We start from the raw sequence: 15,647 nt of genomic DNA, 5'->3' as shown, positions 1-15,647 counted from the left end.
GACAACCGATCCTACCGGCCATCATAGTCGCCGCTCAACCGGCCATCGTAGTTGTCGCCGCGCAAAGAACGCCTGCTGGAAGCGGGCGACGTGCTGTTCGTCGCGGTCAATATCGTTCGCAGCTTCGGAATCTCGCCCGAGGACGCGCTGCGCGCGACCAACCGCAAGTTCGAGCGGCGGTTCCGCGAGATGGAAGCGCTCGCGGCGGCCCAGGGCAAGGATTTCGCTTCGCTGTCGCTCGACGACCAGGAAGCGCTCTGGCAAGCGGTGAAGGCGTCAGAGCGCGGAAAAACGTCCTAGCTCGCGGTCCGACAGGCGCACTTGCAAGCGCACCTGGGGGCCCTGCGCGCCCTCCTCGGCCGGCTGCTCCGACACCACTTCGCCGCGCGCATGGAGGAACGCGATGCGCTGCCCGTCGCTGGCCGGCAGCACGAAAGTATGCAACCGCGCGTCGCGGGTCAGCCGGGCGCTGACGATCTCCAGCAGGCGATCGCAACCCGCGCCGGTCAGCGCCGAGACCGGGACGATGATCTCCTCGGGCCGCGCGGCCATGGCTTCCTCTAGCTGGGCGGCCCGCGAAGGCGGCAGCAGATCCCACTTGTTCCACACTTCGACGATCGGGATCGGCGGATCGCCCCCCTCATCGCCGTCGGTCCGACCCATGACGCCCAGTTCCTCCAGCACGTCCAGCACTTGCCGCTTCTGCGCCTCGCTTTCGGGATTGGCGATATCGCGCACGTGGAGGATGAGATCGGCGGCGGTCACTTCCTCCAGCGTCGCCCGGAAAGCGGCGACCAGCTGCGTCGGCAGGTCGGAAATGAAGCCCACCGTGTCGGACAGGATCGCTTTTTCAAGGCCCGGCAGCCGCACCGCGCGCATCGTCGGATCGAGCGTGGCGAAAAGCAGGTCCTCGGCCATCACCGCCGCTCCGGTCAGGCGATTGAACAGCGTTGACTTGCCGGCATTGGTGTAGCCGACCAGCGCCACGACGGGCCACGGCGCCTTCTCGCGCCGATCGCGATGCAAGCCGCGCGTGCGACGCACCTGCTCCAGCTCGCGGCGGATGCGCGCCATGCGGTCGCGGATCATGCGGCGGTCCGCCTCGATCTGCGTCTCGCCGGGGCCGCCGAGGAAGCCGAAGCCGCCGCGCTGGCGTTCCAGGTGAGTCCAGCTCCGCACCAGGCGGCCGGCCTGGTAATCCAGATGCGCCAGCTCGACTTGCAGCCGGCCCTCGGCCGTTGCCGCGCGCTCGCCGAAGATCTCCAGGATCAGGCCGGTGCGGTCGATCACCTTGCGCTTCAGCCGCTCTTCCAGATTGCGTTGCTGGATTGCCGAAAGCGAGCCATCGACCACGACCAGTTCGGCTTCGGACTGCTCGCAGGCGATGGCGATGTTGTCGACCTGGCCGGCGCCGAACAGCGTGCCCGCGCGCGGCTCACGGATGGGAATGGCGAAAGCCTCGGCCACGACGAGGCCGATCGCCATGGCCAGCCCCTTGGCTTCTTCCAGGCGCGCTTCGGCATCCTGGCCGCCTTTCGTCCGCATTTGCGGATAGACCACCAGCGCCCGCGCGCCGCGAGTCACCTCACCCTGAAGTTCGTCGTTCAAGTTCCGCGTCTTTTCAGCCCTCAGTCCTCTTCGCTGTCTTCATGCGACTGCAGATCGACCGGCGTCACCGGCTGAATCGTCGAAACGGCATGTTTGTAGGCCAGCTGCACATAGCCTTCGCGTTCCAGCAACATGCAGAACAGGTCATAGGCCGCGACGCGCCCTTGCAGCATCACGCCGTTGATCAGGAACATCGTTACCTGCACGCCGGCATCGCGGATGCTGGAGAGGAATACGTCCTGCAGCAGCCGCACTTTCTTGCCCGTGTCGCCCACGCCCGCGAAGGGGCGGACGTCGATCGGCGTGCTGGGCATGATCGTGGAGATCGCGTGCTTGTAGACAAGCTGCGACTGGCCATCGCGGCGCAGCAGGATCGAGAAATTGTCGAACCAGGTGACGATTCCCTGCAGCTTCACGCCTTTCACCAGGAACATGGTGACAGGCGTCTTGTTCTTGCGCAGGAGGTTGAGGAACTGGTCCTGAAGGTTCTGCCCCGGCTTCCCGCTCAGCTGCGGGGTCAGGGCTTCTGCCGGAGCGGAAGCGGTTTCCGGCGCCGATGCCGGCTTCGGCCGAGCTGAAAGAGTACGTCCAGCCATAACTTTCTCCTATTCTTGGCGGCCGCCACTGCGGTCCGCAATCTGGCCCGACCTGATGGCCGAGCCGGTGGCACAGCGAATCTACTGACTTGCTGCAGTGCAGTAAACGCGAAAAATGCGCTATCCTTACTCGCCGTCTTCCTCTTCGTTATCAGTATCTTTCCGCTCGGACATGCCAAGCAGCTTGAGCTTGCGGTGCAGCGCCGACCGTTCCATGCCGATGAACGAGGCAGTCTTTGAGATGTTACCCGAAAAGCGGCGAATCTGCACGCGCAGATACTCACGCTCAAAGCTTTCGCGCGCTTCGCGCAGCGGCGCGCTCATCATCACCGAGACGCGCGAATCGCCTTGCACGCGCGCGCTGAAGATCTCGGGCGGCAGCATTTCCGCCTCGATCCGGTCCAGCTTCTCGCGCGGGGCCATGATCACCGTGCGTTCCACCACGTTGCGCAACTGGCGCACGTTGCCCGGCCATTCGTAGGCCTGGAGCGCGGTCATCGCCTCGGCGCTGACTTCGGGCGGCGATACCCCCTGCTCGGCGGCGTAGCGGGTGAAGAAGTGGTCGACCAGCGCGGGAATGTCGTCGCGCCGGTCGCGCAGCGCGGGCACGCTGACGGGCACGACGTTGAGCCGGTAGAACAGATCCTCGCGGAAACGCCGCTCCAGGATCTCCTTTTCCAGATCGCGCGAGGTGGACGAGACCACGCGCACGTCGACGCGGATCTGGCGCGATCCGCCCACCCGGACGAAGGCCTGATCGGTCAGCACGCGCAGGATGCGCGCCTGGGTGGACAGCGGCATGTCGGCCACTTCATCGAGATAGAGCGTGCCGCCATCGGCCATCTCCAGCAGGCCCGGCCGCACCAGGCTGCCGTCCGCCTCCTCGCCGAACAGTTCCTGCTCGAAGCGTTCGGGCGTGATTCGCGCCGAATTGACGCTGACGAAGGCGTTGCCCGCGCGCGGGCTCCACGAATGAAGCAGGCGCGCGGCCACTTCCTTGCCGGCGCCGGCCGGGCCGGAGATCAGCAGGCGGCTGCCGGTGTTGGCCACCCGCTTCAGCGTCGCGCGCACGTGGTTGATCGCCGCGCTGCTGCCGGTGAATTCCTCCCCGGTGGAATGGTCCTGCCGCAACTGGGCGTTCTCGCGCCGCAGCCGTTCGGTCTCGGTGGCCTTCCCGACGAGGTGGAGCAGCTTTTCCGCCTCGAACGGTTTTTCGATGAAATCGACCGCGCCGCGCCCGATCGCCGCCACGGCGGTGTCGATATTGCCGTGGCCGGAAAAGATGATCACCGGCAGCTCGGGTTCGCGCGCCTTGATCGCGTCGAGCACTTCGAGCCCGTCCATCGGGCTGCCGTGCAGCCAGACGTCGAGCAGCACCAGCGAGGGGCGGCGATCGTCCACCGCGGCCAGCGCGGCGGCGCTGTCACCGGCGGTGCGGCAATCGTACCCCTCGTCGCTCAGCACACCGGCGACCAGTTCGCGAATGTCGCGTTCGTCATCGACTATGAGGATATCGAGGGCCATGGGATCTTCTTCGCGTTGAATGTCATTCGGCGGCTTCCGAGCTGCGACCCTGGTGGAGCGGATCGGCGGCGAACCGCATGGTCACTGTGGTTCCCCCGCCTTGCGCGGGCGTGAACGTCATTTCCCCGCCGTGCTCCTCGACGATCTTGTTGACGATGGCGAGGCCCAGGCCCGTGCCCTTCTCGCGGGTGGTGACGTATGGCTCGATGATCCTCTCGCGATCCTGCGACAGGCCGATGCCATTGTCGGTGATGCGCACGAGGATCGATTCGCCGGCTTCGCGCACTTCCACGGCGATCCGGCCGGAATAGCCTTCATCGGCTTCTCTTTCCTTGGTTTCAATGGCTTCCACCGCATTCTTGAGAACATTCGTCATCGCCTGCCCGAATTGATGGCGATCGCAGGCGATGCGGCCGATGCCGGGATCGCTGGTGAAGGCGAAGGCGATGTCGGGCCGCGCCACTTCCTGCAGGAACAGCGCCTGGCGCGTGAGTGACACCGGGTCCTCGGCGCGGAACACCGGCTTGGGCAGCCGCGCGAACGAGGAGAACTCGTCGACCATTTTCCGCAGATCGCCCACCTGGCGGATGATCGTGCGGGTCAGATCCTCGAACAACTCGGGATTGTCCACGATCTGCTTGCGGTAGCGGCGGCTGAGGCGCTCGGTCGCAAGCTGGATCGGCGTCAGCGGGTTCTTGATCTCGTGCGCGATGCGCCGCGCTACGTCGGACCAGGCGGCTTGCCGCTGGTCGAGCAACTGGCGGGTGATGTCCTCGAACGTGATGACATGGCCGGTGCGGTCGCGGCTCGTCTTGATCGCCAGCGTCAGCAGTTCGCCGTGCTTGTTGTACTGCACGATGCCGCCCGATGCGTCGGATTCGGCCAGCGCCGCGATCTGCGGCGCCAGTTCGCCCAGCGAGAGGCCCACCGGGCCGGGCTCGCCGGGATCGAGCAGCAATTTCTGCGCGGTGCTGTTGATCAGCAGGATATGGCCCTCACCGTCGATCGAGATGATCCCCGAAGTGACCGATTCGAGCACCGCCTCGATGAAGGCGCGGCGTTCCTGCAATTGCTGGTTGGCGCCCAGCAGTGCCTGCGTCTGCTTCTCGATCTGCGCGGTCATGCGGTTGAAGGCGCGGTTGAGCAGGCCGATCTCGTCCGATCCGGTACGCCCCAGGATGCGCAGCGCGAAATTGCCGCTGCCCACGCGCCGGGCGGCATCGACCAGTTCGTACAGCGGTTTCACTTGCCGGTCGGCGAAGCGCAGTGCGAACCAGACCGACAGACCGACCAGCGCCAGCGAGGCGACGAACAGCGCGACGTTGAAGCGCAATTGCAGCACTCTGGCCCGCCGGGTCAGCACTTCATAGGCCTGGACGATGTTCTCGGCCCGCTGGCCCTGGCTGAAGGCGAGAAGGTCGGAACTGCGCGCGGTGTAGAGATAGACGCCGGTCTCGCGGTCGATCGGGACGACGGCCTCGATCTTGTTGGCGTTCGCCGTCACCACCATCGGCTCGCCCTTGGCCAGCCGGTCCAGCGTCTGGGCGGGGATCTTGTTTTCACTCGGCTTGCCTTCGGGCACGACGATGGCCGCAGTGCTCAGGCTTCCATCCGGCCCGCGCTGGAGAATCGCTGCCTCGGTCAGCTTGCGGTTGAGCACCTGGTAGGAAAAACCCTCGGCGAAGCGCGGGCTCGTGATCGGGCCCTGGCTCAGATAAGTGCCGATGTCCCCGGCCATGCCGAGCGATTCGTAGCCCACGTCGCGCTGCGCCTGCCCGTAATAGCCGCGCGCCAGCTTGTTCGCGTTTTCCAGCAGCCCGCGCGAACTGTCCGAAAACCAGAACTCGACGCCCGACTGGAACAGCCAGGAGGCGAAGATCACCACCAGCAGCGTCGGGATCGAGGCGATCAGCGAGAAGAAGAACACCAGCCGCACGTGCATCTGGCCCGTGCCGCCCGAGGTTTCGGCCGCGCGGCGCAAGGCCATGCGCCGCCCCAGCAGGACCAGGATCGCCATGGCCGGCACCAGCGAGCCGATCAGCAGCGTGGCGGTGAGATAGGACGGCAGCAATTCGCTGCGATCCGCGCTTTCGTTGAGCGCGGCCCAGGTGATGGCGGTCATCGCCAGGAAGGCGACGATCGACAGCGCTTCGATCACCGCGAACAGGTTCGCCCGGCGCGCCGCGACCTGCATACGCCGCCACCATCGCGGCCAGGTACGGCGTGTGGGTGAAACCTGGTTCATCGTTGCCTCGTTACAACACCCCTGTTGCCTGGCTGCAAGCCCCAATTCGCTCCTGCCTCAATCAGGAACGGCGGGTGAATTCCTCGGGATCGAGCGCCAGCTCGCTCAGCCGCTTGCGCAAGGTGTTGCGATTGATCCCCAGCGTCTGCGCCGCGCGCAGCTGATTGCCCCCGGTTTCCCTGAGCACTTCGGCGAACAGCGGCCGTTCGAACGCGGCCAGCGCGGCGCCATAGACCGTGCCGGGCGCGAGCCGCTGCGCCGTCAGCCAGCGCGTGACCGCGCTGTCAAGGTCAGGCGCGGTTCCCGCCGGCTCTGCCGCCGCGCCGGCATCGGAGGCGAGCAGCGGGAAGACGCTGTCCGCGTCGATGGTTTCCTCGCGCGCCAGCAGGGCGAGGCGATAGACGAAATTCTTCAGTTCGCGCACGTTGCCGCGCCAGGACTGGCGCCGCAGGATCTCGGCTGCTTCCGGTGTCAATTGCCGCCGGGGCAGGCCTTCGCTCGCCGCGAGCTGGAGGAAATGGCGCGCCAGCACGTCGATATCGTCGCGCCGCTCACGCAGTGGCGGCATGTGGATCGGCACGACGTTGAGCCGGTAATAGAGATCCTCGCGGAAACGGCCCTCCGCGATCAGCGGTTCCAGATCCTTGTTGGTCGCCGCGATGATGCGCACATCCAGTTCCACCTCGTCGACACCGCCCACGCGGCGGATGCGGCCCGATTGCAGCGCGCGCAGCAGCCGGGTCTGCGCCTGCATCGGCATGTCGCCGATCTCGTCGAGGAACAGCGTGCCGCTCGCGGCCAGCTCGAACTTGCCGATATGCCGGGCGACCGCGCCGGTGAAGGCACCCTTCTCGTGTCCGAACAGCTCGCTTTCGATCAGCTCGGCGGGGATCGCGGCGGTGTTGACCGCGATGAACGGCCCTGTCCTGCGGTTTCCCAGCTCGTGGATGGCTTCGGCGACCAGTTCCTTGCCTGTGCCCGATTCGCCCAGGATCAGCACGGTCAGATCGTTGCGCAGCACGCGCGTAATCATGCGGAACACCGATTGCATCGTCGCGCTGCGGCCGACCAGCGGCAGCCCGTCGCCCAGCGGCTCCTCGCCCGCGAGCGCGGCGGTGCCGGCGGTGCCGATCGCCTGGCGCACGGTGCGGGCCAGTTCGTCGATGTCGAAGGGCTTGGGGAAATACTCGAACGCGCCGGTATCGGTGGCGCGCACCGCGGTATCGAGCGTGTTCTGCGCGGACAGGATGATGACCGGCATCGCCGGATAGGCATCGCGCACCGCGCCCAGCGTCTCGATGCCGTCGCCATCGGGCAGCATGACATCGGTGACCAGCGCGGAATAGCGGCTTCCGGCCAGCAGGCGGTCACGCTCGGCCAGCGTCTCGCAGCGCGTGACGACAAAGCCCTCTGCCTCCAGCGCGGCGGTGATGACGATGGCGATCGACGTGTCGTCCTCGACCAGCAGCACGCTCATGCCGGCACCTTCTTCGTACGCGTCACGCGGCTGCGCATCTCGCGCGCTAGCGGCAGGTGAACGCGGAAATGCGTCCAGCCCGTGCCTTCGTCGCGCTCGTGGCTGATGCGCCCGTTCATGTCGCGCACCAGCTTGCGCACCAGCGGCAGGCCCAGGCCCTGCCCGGTCTTCTTGGTGGTGACGAAAGGCTCGAAGATGTGTTCGCGCATCGCCGGATCGACACCGGGGCCATTGTCGCTGACCCGCAATTCCACTGGCAGCCGCAGCGGCTTGCCCGAAACGCTGGAGTGAAGCTGCAGGCCGCTGGCAAAGCGCGTGCGGATGACGACGCGCCCGCCCGGCGATCCCTGGCTTGCCTCGCAGGCGTTGGACAGCAGGTTGATCATGATCTGCACCAGCCCGTCGGGACTGCCCAGCACGGCCGGCAGCGAGGGATCGAATTCCTCCTCGATGCGCGGGCCGCGCGGGCGGGTGGCGTCGGCCGCGTTCAGCACGTCGATCGCGCGGCGGGCGGCTTCGTGTAGGTTGCACGGCTCCACCGGCGGCGCGGTGCGGCGGCTGAGCTTCTGCATCTGGTCGATCAGGGTGGCGATGCGATCGACTTCGGAGGTGATGAGGTCGGTCAGCGCGCGGTCGCGCTCGTCGATCCGGCGGGCCAGAAGCTGGGCCGCGCCGCGAATCCCGGCCAGCGGGTTCTTGATCTCGTGCGCCATGATTTCCGGGCCGCGCAGCACGGCGTTGTCCGGCCCGCCCGCGTCATCGCCCAGCGCGTCGCTGGCGCTGGCGTCCTGGATCGTCAGGATTTGCCAGCCGGGCGTATCGGCCACCGGGGCGACATTGATGTCGATCCGCCGGGGGCCCCTGCCCTTCACCGCGACGACGATCTCGCGCGCGGATACCGGTGTCTCGAAGTCGTTCAGCCGTTCGAGCAGCCGGGGATCGGAAAGCGAGAGCACGTCGACCAGCTTCTGCCCGGCGATGCGCCGCAGGCTCTGGCCGAAGAACTGTTCCGCCGCCGGATTGGCCGAAGCGATCGTCAGGCCCGGTTCGAGCAGGACGACGGCATGGGGCAGGCTGGCGAGCTGGCGGTTCGCCGTCGGAACGGTCGTCGCTACGGTCATGCCGCCTGGCGGTGCCGGAACGGCGCGTAGAATTCGCCCAGCGCGCGGACCACGGCGCCGGCATCGTCGATGAAGTTCACGCGGTTGCGGAATTCAGCCGAGCCGGGCAGGCCCCTGGTGTACCAGCCCAGGTGCTTGCGCGCCATCCTGACGCCGGTGTCATGCCCATAGAGCGCCAGCATCCCTTCGTAATGCTCCAGGATCAGGTCATACTGCTGGTTCAGGGTCGGTTCGGGCAGCGTGGTGCCGTGACGCCACCAGTGCATGACTTGCGCCAGCAGCCACGGCCGGCCGTAAGCGCCGCGCCCGATCATGACCCCATCGGCGCCCGATTGCTCCAGCGCCCGCGCAGCATCGTCGATCGTGCAGATATCGCCGTTGACGATCACCGGCACTGACACCGCTTCCTTGACCTGGCGGACAAAGCCCCAGTCCGCCTCGCCCTTGTACATCTGGTTGCGCGTGCGGCCGTGGACGGTGATCATCCGCGCGCCCAGATCCTGGGCGATCCGCGCGAGCTCGGGCGCGTTCAGGCTGTCATGGCACCAGCCCATGCGCATCTTCACCGTCACCGGCACGTCCACCGCCTTGACTGTCGCCTCGATCAGGCTGGCGGCGAGCTTCAGGTCGCGCATCAGCGCCGATCCGGCCTCGCCATTGACCACCTTGCGCACCGGGCAGCCCATGTTGATGTCGATGATCGCGGCGCCGCGATCGGCGCTGAGCCGGGCCGCCTCGGCCATCTGCGCCGGCTCGCAGCCGACAAGCTGCATGGACACCGGCTCCTCGGCCGCGTCCCACGCCGCCTTCTGGATCGACTGGCGCGTCTCGCGGATGGCGGCCGGGCTGGCGATCATCTCGGTGACGTTGAGCCCCGAGCCGAAGCGGCGAACCATCTTGCGGAACGGCAGATCGGTGACGCCGGTCATCGGCGCCAGGATCACCGGGCAGTCGATCGTCACGGGTCCGACCGCGATCGGCTTCAGTTCGGGGGCGGGGGGAAGCGGCTTCATGCGTGTCTGGCTGCCTAAAAAACAGGCAGCGCATAGTGGATTGCCCTCGCCTCGGCAAGCGATTACCGGCGGGCGTCATGCCTTGGGACAATGCCCTTTCGGCCGCGAAGGCCCGGATCGCGGCGGTCGTCGTCGCGGCCGGCCAGGGGCTTCGCGCCGGCCAGCCGCTGCCCAAGCAGTTCGCCGCGTGGCGCGGCAAGCCCGTGGTGCGCCACTCGGTGGAGGCGCTGCTGGCGGCGGGCGTGTCGCCCGTGATCGTCGCGATACCCGAAGGGGCCGAGGAACTGGCGCGCGCGGCGCTGCGCGGGCTGGACGATGTTCGCCTGACCGTGGGCGGCGGCACCCGGCAGCAATCGGTGCGGTTCGGGCTGGAAGCGCTGGTGGCCGATGATCCGGCGGCGGTGCTGATCCATGACGCGGCCCGGCCGCTGCTGCCCGCGGCGGTGATCGCGCGGTTGACGCACGCGCTGGCAACCCACGAGGCGGCGATCCCGGTGCTGCCGGTCGTCGATAGCCTCGCCCATGCCGAGGCCGACGGCCAAATGGGCCCGCCCGCGCGGCGCGAGGCGCTGCGCCGGGTGCAGACGCCGCAGGCGTTCCGCTTCGCCGCCATTCTTGCCGCGCACCGCGACTGGGACGGCGCGCCCGATGCGGGCGATGATGCCCAAGTGGCGCAGGCGGCCGGCATCGCCGTCGCGCTGGTCGAGGGAGACGAGGCCTTGCACAAGCTGACCTTCGCCAGCGATTTCGCCCCGGCGGCCGCGCCGATGCGCGTCGGCACCGGCTTTGACGTGCACCGCCTGGCCGATGGCGAGGAGCTGTGGCTGTGCGGCGTCAGGATCGAACATTCGCAAGGGCTTGCCGGGCATAGCGATGCCGATGTCGCCATTCACGCGCTGGTCGATGCCCTGCTCGGCGCGATCGGCGCGGGGGATATCGGCCAGCACTTTCCGCCGTCCGATCCGCAGTGGCGCGGGGCATCCTCCGATCGGTTCCTCGCATATGCCGGGCGGCTCGTCGCCGAGGCGGGCTATGGCCTTGGTAACGCCGATGTCACGATCATCTGCGAGGCGCCCAGAATCGGGCCGCACCGCGCTGCGATGCGCGCGCGACTGGCCGAAATCCTGGGCGTTGACAGCGCCGCGATTAGCGTCAAGGCCACGACGAGCGAGCGCCTGGGCTTCACCGGCCGGGGCGAAGGGATCGCCGCGCAGGCGGCGGTTTGCCTGATACGGAACTGAGGAACCACGCGATGCGCGCATTCGCCCTTTTCGCCGCCGCCAGCCTGGCCCTGGTGCCGGGAATCGCCCAGGCGGCGGAACCCGCCTGCCTTTCGCCAGGCGAATTCTCCTCGCTGGCGGCCTATGCCCTGCCCAGCATGATCAACGGCACGACCAAGCGCTGTTCGGCCACGCTCAAGCCCGATGCCTTCCTGCGCAAGAGCGGCGGTGAGCTTGCCACCCGCTATGCGGCGCAGAAGCAGGGAAGCTGGGCCGGCGCCAAGACGGCGCTTTTCAAGCTGGGCCTGGCGGACAACACGGCGATCAACAGCCAGATCGCCACGCTGCCCGATGAATCGCTGATGCAGATATTCGATCTGACGCTCGAAGGGCTGGTCGAACAGAACATCCCGGTGGAAAAATGCGCGACGATCGACAGCGTCATCCGCCTGCTTGCGCCGCTGCCGCCCACCAATACCGCCGAACTGATCGCGCTGACCGTGGGCCTTGCCAGCAAGTCGGGCAAGGCCAGGGTCGGCAAGTTCAGCCTGTGCGAGAATTGACATGACCAGCAGCCTGCTTCCCGAAGACGTGATCGCCCTGGCCCAGCGGGTGGTCACTGAAAACGCCGCCGCCGGGCGCAAGCTGGCGCTGGCGGAAAGCTGCACCGGCGGGCTGGTCTGCGCCGCGATCACCGAGATTGCCGGCTCGTCGGCGGTGCTGGACCGGGGCTTCGTGACTTATTCCAACGAAGCCAAGCGCGAGATGCTCGACGTTCAGGAAGACATCATCGAGACGTTCGGCGCGGTTTCGCCCGCGACCGCCTGGGCCATGGCGCAAGGCGCGCTCAAGCACAGCGACGCCGATGTGGCGGTGGCGATCAGCGGCATCGCCGGCCCCGACGGCGGCACCGATCTCAAGCCGGTGGGCACCGTGGTCTTCGCGCGCGCGTTTCGCGGCGAGGAAGAGATCAATGCCGAACAGAAACTGATGGACGGCAAGACCCGCGCGGAAATCCGCCGTCAGGCGACGCTGGTCGCGCTCGAGCTGCTGCTGCCGTAAAGCGCGGCGGCGCGTTCCTCGAACGCCGTCACCATCTTGCGGAAGGCGCGATCGAAATACTGGCCGGCCAGCTTTTCGAACAGCGGATTGCGGAAGGCGAAATCGACGTCGAACTCGATCTCGCAGCCGCCGCCTGCGGCCGGGTGGAACAGCCAGCGGTTGTCGAGATCGCGCAGCGGGCCATCGACATAGTGGACGCGGATTTCCTCCGGCCGCCGCTTTTCCACGCGTGAGGTGAACTTCTCCTTCAGCGCCTTGAAGCCGACCAGCATGTCAGCGACCATCTCGGTCTCGCTGTCGGACCGCACGCGCGTCGCCACCACCCAGGGCAGGAATTCCTGGTAGCGCCCGACATCGGCGACAAGATCGAACATCTGCTCGGCGCTGTAGGGCAGCTTGCGGATCTCATGGATGCCCGGCATCAGCGCGCGCCGGCTCCGGCCCTGGCAAGCTGCGCCTCGCGCGCGGCGCGCATCTGGCGGAAATCATCGCCCGCGTGATAGCTCGAACGGGTCAGCGGCGAGGAGGCGACTTGCAAAAAGCCCTTGGCCCGCGCGATCGCGCCGTAGGCATCGAACGCCTTGGGCGTGACGAACTCCGCCACCGCGACATGCCGGGGCGTCGGCCGCAGGTACTGCCCCATGGTCAGGAAATCGATGTCCGCGCAGCGCATGTCGTCCATCACCTGGTGGACCTCCAGCCGCTGCTCGCCCAGGCCCAGCATCACGCCGGACTTGGTGAAGATCGACGGGTCGTGGCGCTTCACTTCCTCCAGCAGCCGCAGCGAGGCGTAATAGCGCGCGCCGGGCCGGATCGTCGGATAGAGCCGGGGCACGGTCTCCAGGTTGTGGTTGTAGACATCGGGCCGCGCGGTGACGATCGCCTCGATGGCGGGGCGCATCTTTCCCCGGAAATCGGGCGTCAGGATTTCGATCGTCGTGGCGGGCGTCGCCGCGCGCAGCGCCTCGATCACCTTGACGAACTGGCCGGCGCCGCCATCGGGCAAGTCATCGCGATCGACCGAGGTGATGACGATGTGCTCCAGCCCCATCTTCGCGGCGGCTTCGGCGACGTGGCCCGGTTCCAGCGGATCGACCCGGCCGGGCATCCCGGTCTTGACGTTGCAGAAGGCGCAGGCGCGCGTGCAGGTATCACCCAGGATCATCACCGTCGCGTGCTTCTTGGTCCAGCACTCGCCGATGTTCGGGCAGGCCGCTTCCTCGCACACGGTGTTGAGATTGAGATCGCGCATGAGCTGGCGCGTCTCGCCGTAACCTTTCGAGGTGGGCGCGCGCACGCGAATCCAGTCGGGCTTGCGCTGGCGCCCGCCCTCTGCGGGGGTTTCTGCGGGAAGCGGCTTGGGTGCGGCGGAGAGGTCGTTCATAGTGGCCCAGATAGTCGCATGTCTGCGGCCTTGCCAGTGCCAATCTCCGACGCCATGGAGGGCAAATGACTCACGCATCCTCTCCCGAACTGGATCACCTGATCGAAGGCTACCGTCGTTTTCGCGAGATCGGCTGGACGCCGCACCGCGATCGCTGGCGCCGCCTGGGTGAAGGCCAGCAACCCGAAGTGATGATCATCGCCTGCTCCGACAGCCGGGTCGATCCCTCACAGATCTTCGATGTCGATCCCGGCGAGATCTTCGTCGTGCGCAATGTCGCCGCGCTGGTCCCCCCGTTCGAGACCGCGCCTGGCCACCACGGCGTTTCGGCCGCGCTGGAATTCGCCGTGCAAGTGCTCAAGGTCAAGGAAATCATGGTCATGGGCCATGGCATGTGCGGCGGCTGCAAGGCGGCGCTGACACAGGAACTCCATGGCAGCCAGCCCGGCGAAGGCGGCTTCATCGCCGACTGGATCGGCCTGCTCGATGGCGTGCGCGATCCCATCGCCGAAACCTTCGGCACCGAAGGCCGCCCGGCCGAGCGCGAGATGGAGCAGGCTGCGGTGCGCGTCAGCCTGGACAACCTGATGACCTTCCCCTGCATCCGCCGCAAGGTGCGCGATGGAGAACTGCGGCTGCGCGGTTCGTTCTTCGCGATCTCCGACGGCATTCTCCACGTCCTCGACAGCGAGTCCGGCCGCTTCGCCCCGGTGGCCTGAGGTCGCGCGAAAAGCCGGCACGAAAAAAGGGGCGCCGGTTTCCCGACGCCCCTTTTGCATTTCAGGTTCGGTTTCCGGCTGAACCGAAACGGCTTACTGCGCCGTCGCGCCGCTCGCCTTGCTTTCGGCATAGGCGGACCAGAGCCGGGCAATCACGGTGCGCGTGCCGCCGACTTGCGCGAAAGTCTGCTGTGCGTCGGCGATCTTGCCCTGATCGACCTGGGCGATGCCCAGGCGCGTCAGCGCGCGATCCTTGTCGACGCCAGGCTTGGTGAGCGCGGCCTTGTAGAGTTCCTCGGCCTTGGCGGGCTCGTCATAGCTGAGGAAGGCGTCCGCCGCGCCCGTGGCCGTCGCGGCCGAGGCCGAACCACTGCGGGCATCGCGCTCCAGGCTGGCGAGCGAGGCCTTGTCCGCCGCCAGACGGCTGCTGGCGATCTGGCGGTATTCGGCGACATCGGCTGAAGTCAGCTTGCCCGCGGCGATGCCGGCGTCGATGACTTTCAGGGTTTCGCCCGGAAGCCGGCGCGGATCGGCGTTTTGGAGGTATTCGAGGTAGTCGCGCTTGTCGTTCATCGAATTGGTCCGCGCCATCAGCCGCATCAGGTCCAGATTGTCCTGACCCTGCAGGCCCGAGAGCGCGCGCACCACCGAGATCGACGACGTCCAGCTTTTCGCGTTCGGATAGTCCTTGGCCAGCTCGATCGCCAGGTCGATCGCAGCGCTGGTCTGCTTGGCGTCATAGGCGGCCTGGAGCGCGGTGCGGATCGCCGTGTCGGTCGGCTTGGTGCCGGCGGCGCGCGCGGCCGCGATTTCCTGCTGCGCCAGCGCCAGCGCCGCGCCGGTATTGCCGGTGCGCTTGTAGGCATCGGCCAGGACGCGGTCGATCAGGCCGTCCTTGTCGGCATAGCCGCCGTCCTTGGCCTGCTTCAGATAATTCGTCGCACCGGCATAGTCGCCGGTCTGGTAAGCGGTGATGCCCGCGAGGTACTGCACCTGCCCGGTGTTCTCCGGCAGCAGCGCGCCGCTCTGGAGCATGGTGACAAGGCCGCTGTGCTGCATCGCCGGATCGGCCAGCAGCACCCCGACGTTGCGCGTCAGCTCGCCCAGCTTGATCTTGTCGCCCGGCGTGGTGGCCACGGTGCTGGCCGCGGCGAGCTTCGCCTTGGCGCCGCCCAGCGCGGCATCCACTTCGGCCGCAGCGGCCGCCTTGGCTTCGGGCGTCTGCGCCGTGCGCAGCTTTTCGCTGGCGGCGGTGACGGCGGCGTTCTGCGGAGCGGCACCCACCACCTTGTCGAGATCGCCGGCGGCGGCGGCGAATTCCTTGGAGAAGGCAATCTTGGGTGCCTTTTCCTTTTCCTTGGCGGCGGCCATCGCCGGAAGTGCCGCCGTGGCCATGCCGCCCGACAGGGCAAGCGCCAGCGCGACACGAGAAATCAGATACTTGCGAGCCATGCCTGAAAACTCCTCTCAAAAAGAAGCGGGCCGACGCCAAAAAGGCGTGGCCACGCGCGAAACAGCGGTGCCGGTACTGGCCGGGAAATGCCCGCTTGGCAACCTGGCAGCGGGCCTAGACATCCGCCACTGAACCCCGATTGAATGCGATTCGTCGCAAGCGTTCACTCAGAACGCCGCAAATGTGGAAAACGAATGACTTGCCGGGGCCATCCGGCCCCTTCGG

15 protein-coding genes are annotated in these 15,647 nt (G+C 67.2%); 5 read left to right on the top strand and 10 right to left on the bottom strand.

What is annotated here, in order from left to right; genetic code table 11:
• The first annotated feature begins 51 nt into the window (after positions 1–51).
• Positions 52–300 (top strand): hypothetical protein, encoded by a 249-nt coding sequence (locus PYV00_RS19555; RefSeq protein WP_428981659.1) that lies wholly within the window; start codon positions 52–54, stop codon positions 298–300.
• On the opposite strand, the gene hflX is transcribed toward PYV00_RS19555, so the two are convergent.
• From hflX to dusB, 7 genes are all read right to left on the bottom strand, one after another.
• Positions 277–1,608 carry a GTPase HflX gene (gene hflX, locus PYV00_RS19550; protein WP_275229996.1) on the bottom strand — a complete coding sequence of 444 codons (1,332 nt, stop codon included), beginning with the start codon at positions 1,606–1,608 and terminating at the stop codon, positions 277–279. The genes PYV00_RS19555 and hflX overlap by 24 nt on opposite strands.
• 20 nt (positions 1,609–1,628) lie before the next feature.
• A complete protein-coding gene (gene hfq, locus PYV00_RS19545; protein ID WP_275229995.1) occupies positions 1,629–2,204 on the bottom strand; it encodes an RNA chaperone Hfq in 576 nt (191 codons plus the stop codon).
• A 126-nt stretch (positions 2,205–2,330) separates the two neighbouring features.
• Positions 2,331–3,728, bottom strand: a complete 1,398-nt coding sequence (locus tag PYV00_RS19540; RefSeq protein WP_275229994.1) for a sigma-54-dependent transcriptional regulator — start codon at positions 3,726–3,728, stop codon at positions 2,331–2,333.
• 22 nt (positions 3,729–3,750) lie between these two features.
• Positions 3,751–5,922 (bottom strand): sensor histidine kinase, encoded by a 2,172-nt coding sequence (locus PYV00_RS19535; RefSeq protein WP_275229998.1) that lies wholly within the window; start codon positions 5,920–5,922, stop codon positions 3,751–3,753.
• 112 nt (positions 5,923–6,034) lie between these two features.
• On the bottom strand, positions 6,035–7,450 hold the full coding sequence (locus PYV00_RS19530; protein WP_275229993.1) for a sigma-54-dependent transcriptional regulator: 1,416 nt from the start codon (positions 7,448–7,450) through the stop codon (positions 6,035–6,037).
• Positions 7,447–8,571 (bottom strand): two-component system sensor histidine kinase NtrB, encoded by a 1,125-nt coding sequence (locus PYV00_RS19525; RefSeq protein WP_275229992.1) that lies wholly within the window; start codon positions 8,569–8,571, stop codon positions 7,447–7,449. The genes PYV00_RS19530 and PYV00_RS19525 overlap by 4 nt, the downstream gene beginning before the upstream one ends.
• On the bottom strand, positions 8,568–9,584 hold the full coding sequence (dusB, locus tag PYV00_RS19520; RefSeq protein WP_275229991.1) for a tRNA dihydrouridine synthase DusB: 1,017 nt from the start codon (positions 9,582–9,584) through the stop codon (positions 8,568–8,570). The genes PYV00_RS19525 and dusB overlap by 4 nt, the downstream gene beginning before the upstream one ends.
• Before the next feature lie 77 nt (positions 9,585–9,661).
• Here dusB and PYV00_RS19515 point away from each other — a divergent pair, with 77 nt between their 5' ends.
• Genes PYV00_RS19515 through PYV00_RS19505 form a run of 3 tightly spaced genes read left to right on the top strand, consistent with a single transcriptional unit; the run spans position 9,662 to position 11,866 of the window.
• On the top strand, positions 9,662–10,825 hold the full coding sequence (locus tag PYV00_RS19515; RefSeq protein WP_275229990.1) for a bifunctional 2-C-methyl-D-erythritol 4-phosphate cytidylyltransferase/2-C-methyl-D-erythritol 2,4-cyclodiphosphate synthase: 1,164 nt from the start codon (positions 9,662–9,664) through the stop codon (positions 10,823–10,825).
• A gap of 11 nt (positions 10,826–10,836) precedes the next feature.
• Complete coding sequence (locus PYV00_RS19510) at positions 10,837–11,367, top strand: hypothetical protein (protein WP_275229989.1); 531 nt, start codon at positions 10,837–10,839, stop codon at positions 11,365–11,367.
• Between the two features lies 1 nt (position 11,368).
• On the top strand, positions 11,369–11,866 hold the full coding sequence (locus tag PYV00_RS19505) for a CinA family protein (protein WP_275229988.1): 498 nt from the start codon (positions 11,369–11,371) through the stop codon (positions 11,864–11,866).
• Here the strand turns inward: PYV00_RS19505 and PYV00_RS19500 are convergent.
• Complete coding sequence (locus tag PYV00_RS19500; RefSeq protein WP_275229987.1) at positions 11,827–12,288, bottom strand: type II toxin-antitoxin system RatA family toxin; 462 nt, start codon at positions 12,286–12,288, stop codon at positions 11,827–11,829. The two genes, PYV00_RS19505 and PYV00_RS19500, sit on opposite strands and share 40 nt — an antisense overlap.
• On the bottom strand, positions 12,288–13,250 hold the full coding sequence (gene lipA, locus PYV00_RS19495; RefSeq protein WP_275229986.1) for a lipoyl synthase: 963 nt from the start codon (positions 13,248–13,250) through the stop codon (positions 12,288–12,290). The genes PYV00_RS19500 and lipA overlap by 1 nt, the downstream gene beginning before the upstream one ends.
• Before the next feature lie 65 nt (positions 13,251–13,315).
• Here lipA and PYV00_RS19490 point away from each other — a divergent pair, with 65 nt between their 5' ends.
• A complete protein-coding gene (locus tag PYV00_RS19490) occupies positions 13,316–13,969 on the top strand; it encodes a carbonic anhydrase (RefSeq protein ID WP_275229985.1) in 654 nt (217 codons plus the stop codon).
• Positions 13,970–14,062: 93 nt separating this feature from the next.
• Here the strand turns inward: PYV00_RS19490 and PYV00_RS19485 are convergent, their stop codons facing one another.
• Positions 14,063–15,421 (bottom strand): hypothetical protein, encoded by a 1,359-nt coding sequence (locus PYV00_RS19485; RefSeq protein WP_275229984.1) that lies wholly within the window; start codon positions 15,419–15,421, stop codon positions 14,063–14,065.
• Between the last annotated feature and the right edge of the window lie 226 nt (positions 15,422–15,647).

This window comes from Novosphingobium album (ex Liu et al. 2023) (genome assembly GCF_029076845.1).
Taxonomy (GTDB): domain Bacteria; phylum Pseudomonadota; class Alphaproteobacteria; order Sphingomonadales; family Sphingomonadaceae; genus Novosphingobium.
Note: the sequence above shows the minus strand (reverse complement) of the source record. Positions and strands in the feature narration are given on the sequence as shown.

Bases quoted from the DNA above. Each gene is read 5' to 3' on its own strand.
- hfq (WP_275229995.1), bottom strand. From the start codon at position 2,204: ATGGCTGGACGTACTCTTTCAGCTCGGCCGAAGCCGGCATCGGCGCCG.
- PYV00_RS19540 (WP_275229994.1), bottom strand. From the start codon at position 3,728: ATGGCCCTCGATATCCTCATAGTCGATGACGAACGCGACATTCGCGAA.
- PYV00_RS19535 (WP_275229998.1), bottom strand. From the start codon at position 5,922: ATGCAGGTCGCGGCGCGCCGGGCGAACCTGTTCGCGGTGATCGAAGCG.
- PYV00_RS19530 (WP_275229993.1), bottom strand. From the start codon at position 7,450: ATGAGCGTGCTGCTGGTCGAGGACGACACGTCGATCGCCATCGTCATC.
- PYV00_RS19525 (WP_275229992.1), bottom strand. From the start codon at position 8,571: ATGACCGTAGCGACGACCGTTCCGACGGCGAACCGCCAGCTCGCCAGC.
- dusB (WP_275229991.1), bottom strand. From the start codon at position 9,584: ATGAAGCCGCTTCCCCCCGCCCCCGAACTGAAGCCGATCGCGGTCGGA.
- PYV00_RS19515 (WP_275229990.1), top strand. From the start codon at position 9,662: ATGCCTTGGGACAATGCCCTTTCGGCCGCGAAGGCCCGGATCGCGGCG.
- PYV00_RS19510 (WP_275229989.1), top strand. From the start codon at position 10,837: ATGCGCGCATTCGCCCTTTTCGCCGCCGCCAGCCTGGCCCTGGTGCCG.
- PYV00_RS19505 (WP_275229988.1), top strand. From the start codon at position 11,369: ATGACCAGCAGCCTGCTTCCCGAAGACGTGATCGCCCTGGCCCAGCGG.
- PYV00_RS19500 (WP_275229987.1), bottom strand. From the start codon at position 12,288: ATGCCGGGCATCCATGAGATCCGCAAGCTGCCCTACAGCGCCGAGCAG.
- lipA (WP_275229986.1), bottom strand. From the start codon at position 13,250: ATGAACGACCTCTCCGCCGCACCCAAGCCGCTTCCCGCAGAAACCCCC.
- PYV00_RS19490 (WP_275229985.1), top strand. From the start codon at position 13,316: ATGACTCACGCATCCTCTCCCGAACTGGATCACCTGATCGAAGGCTAC.
- PYV00_RS19485 (WP_275229984.1), bottom strand. From the start codon at position 15,421: ATGGCTCGCAAGTATCTGATTTCTCGTGTCGCGCTGGCGCTTGCCCTG.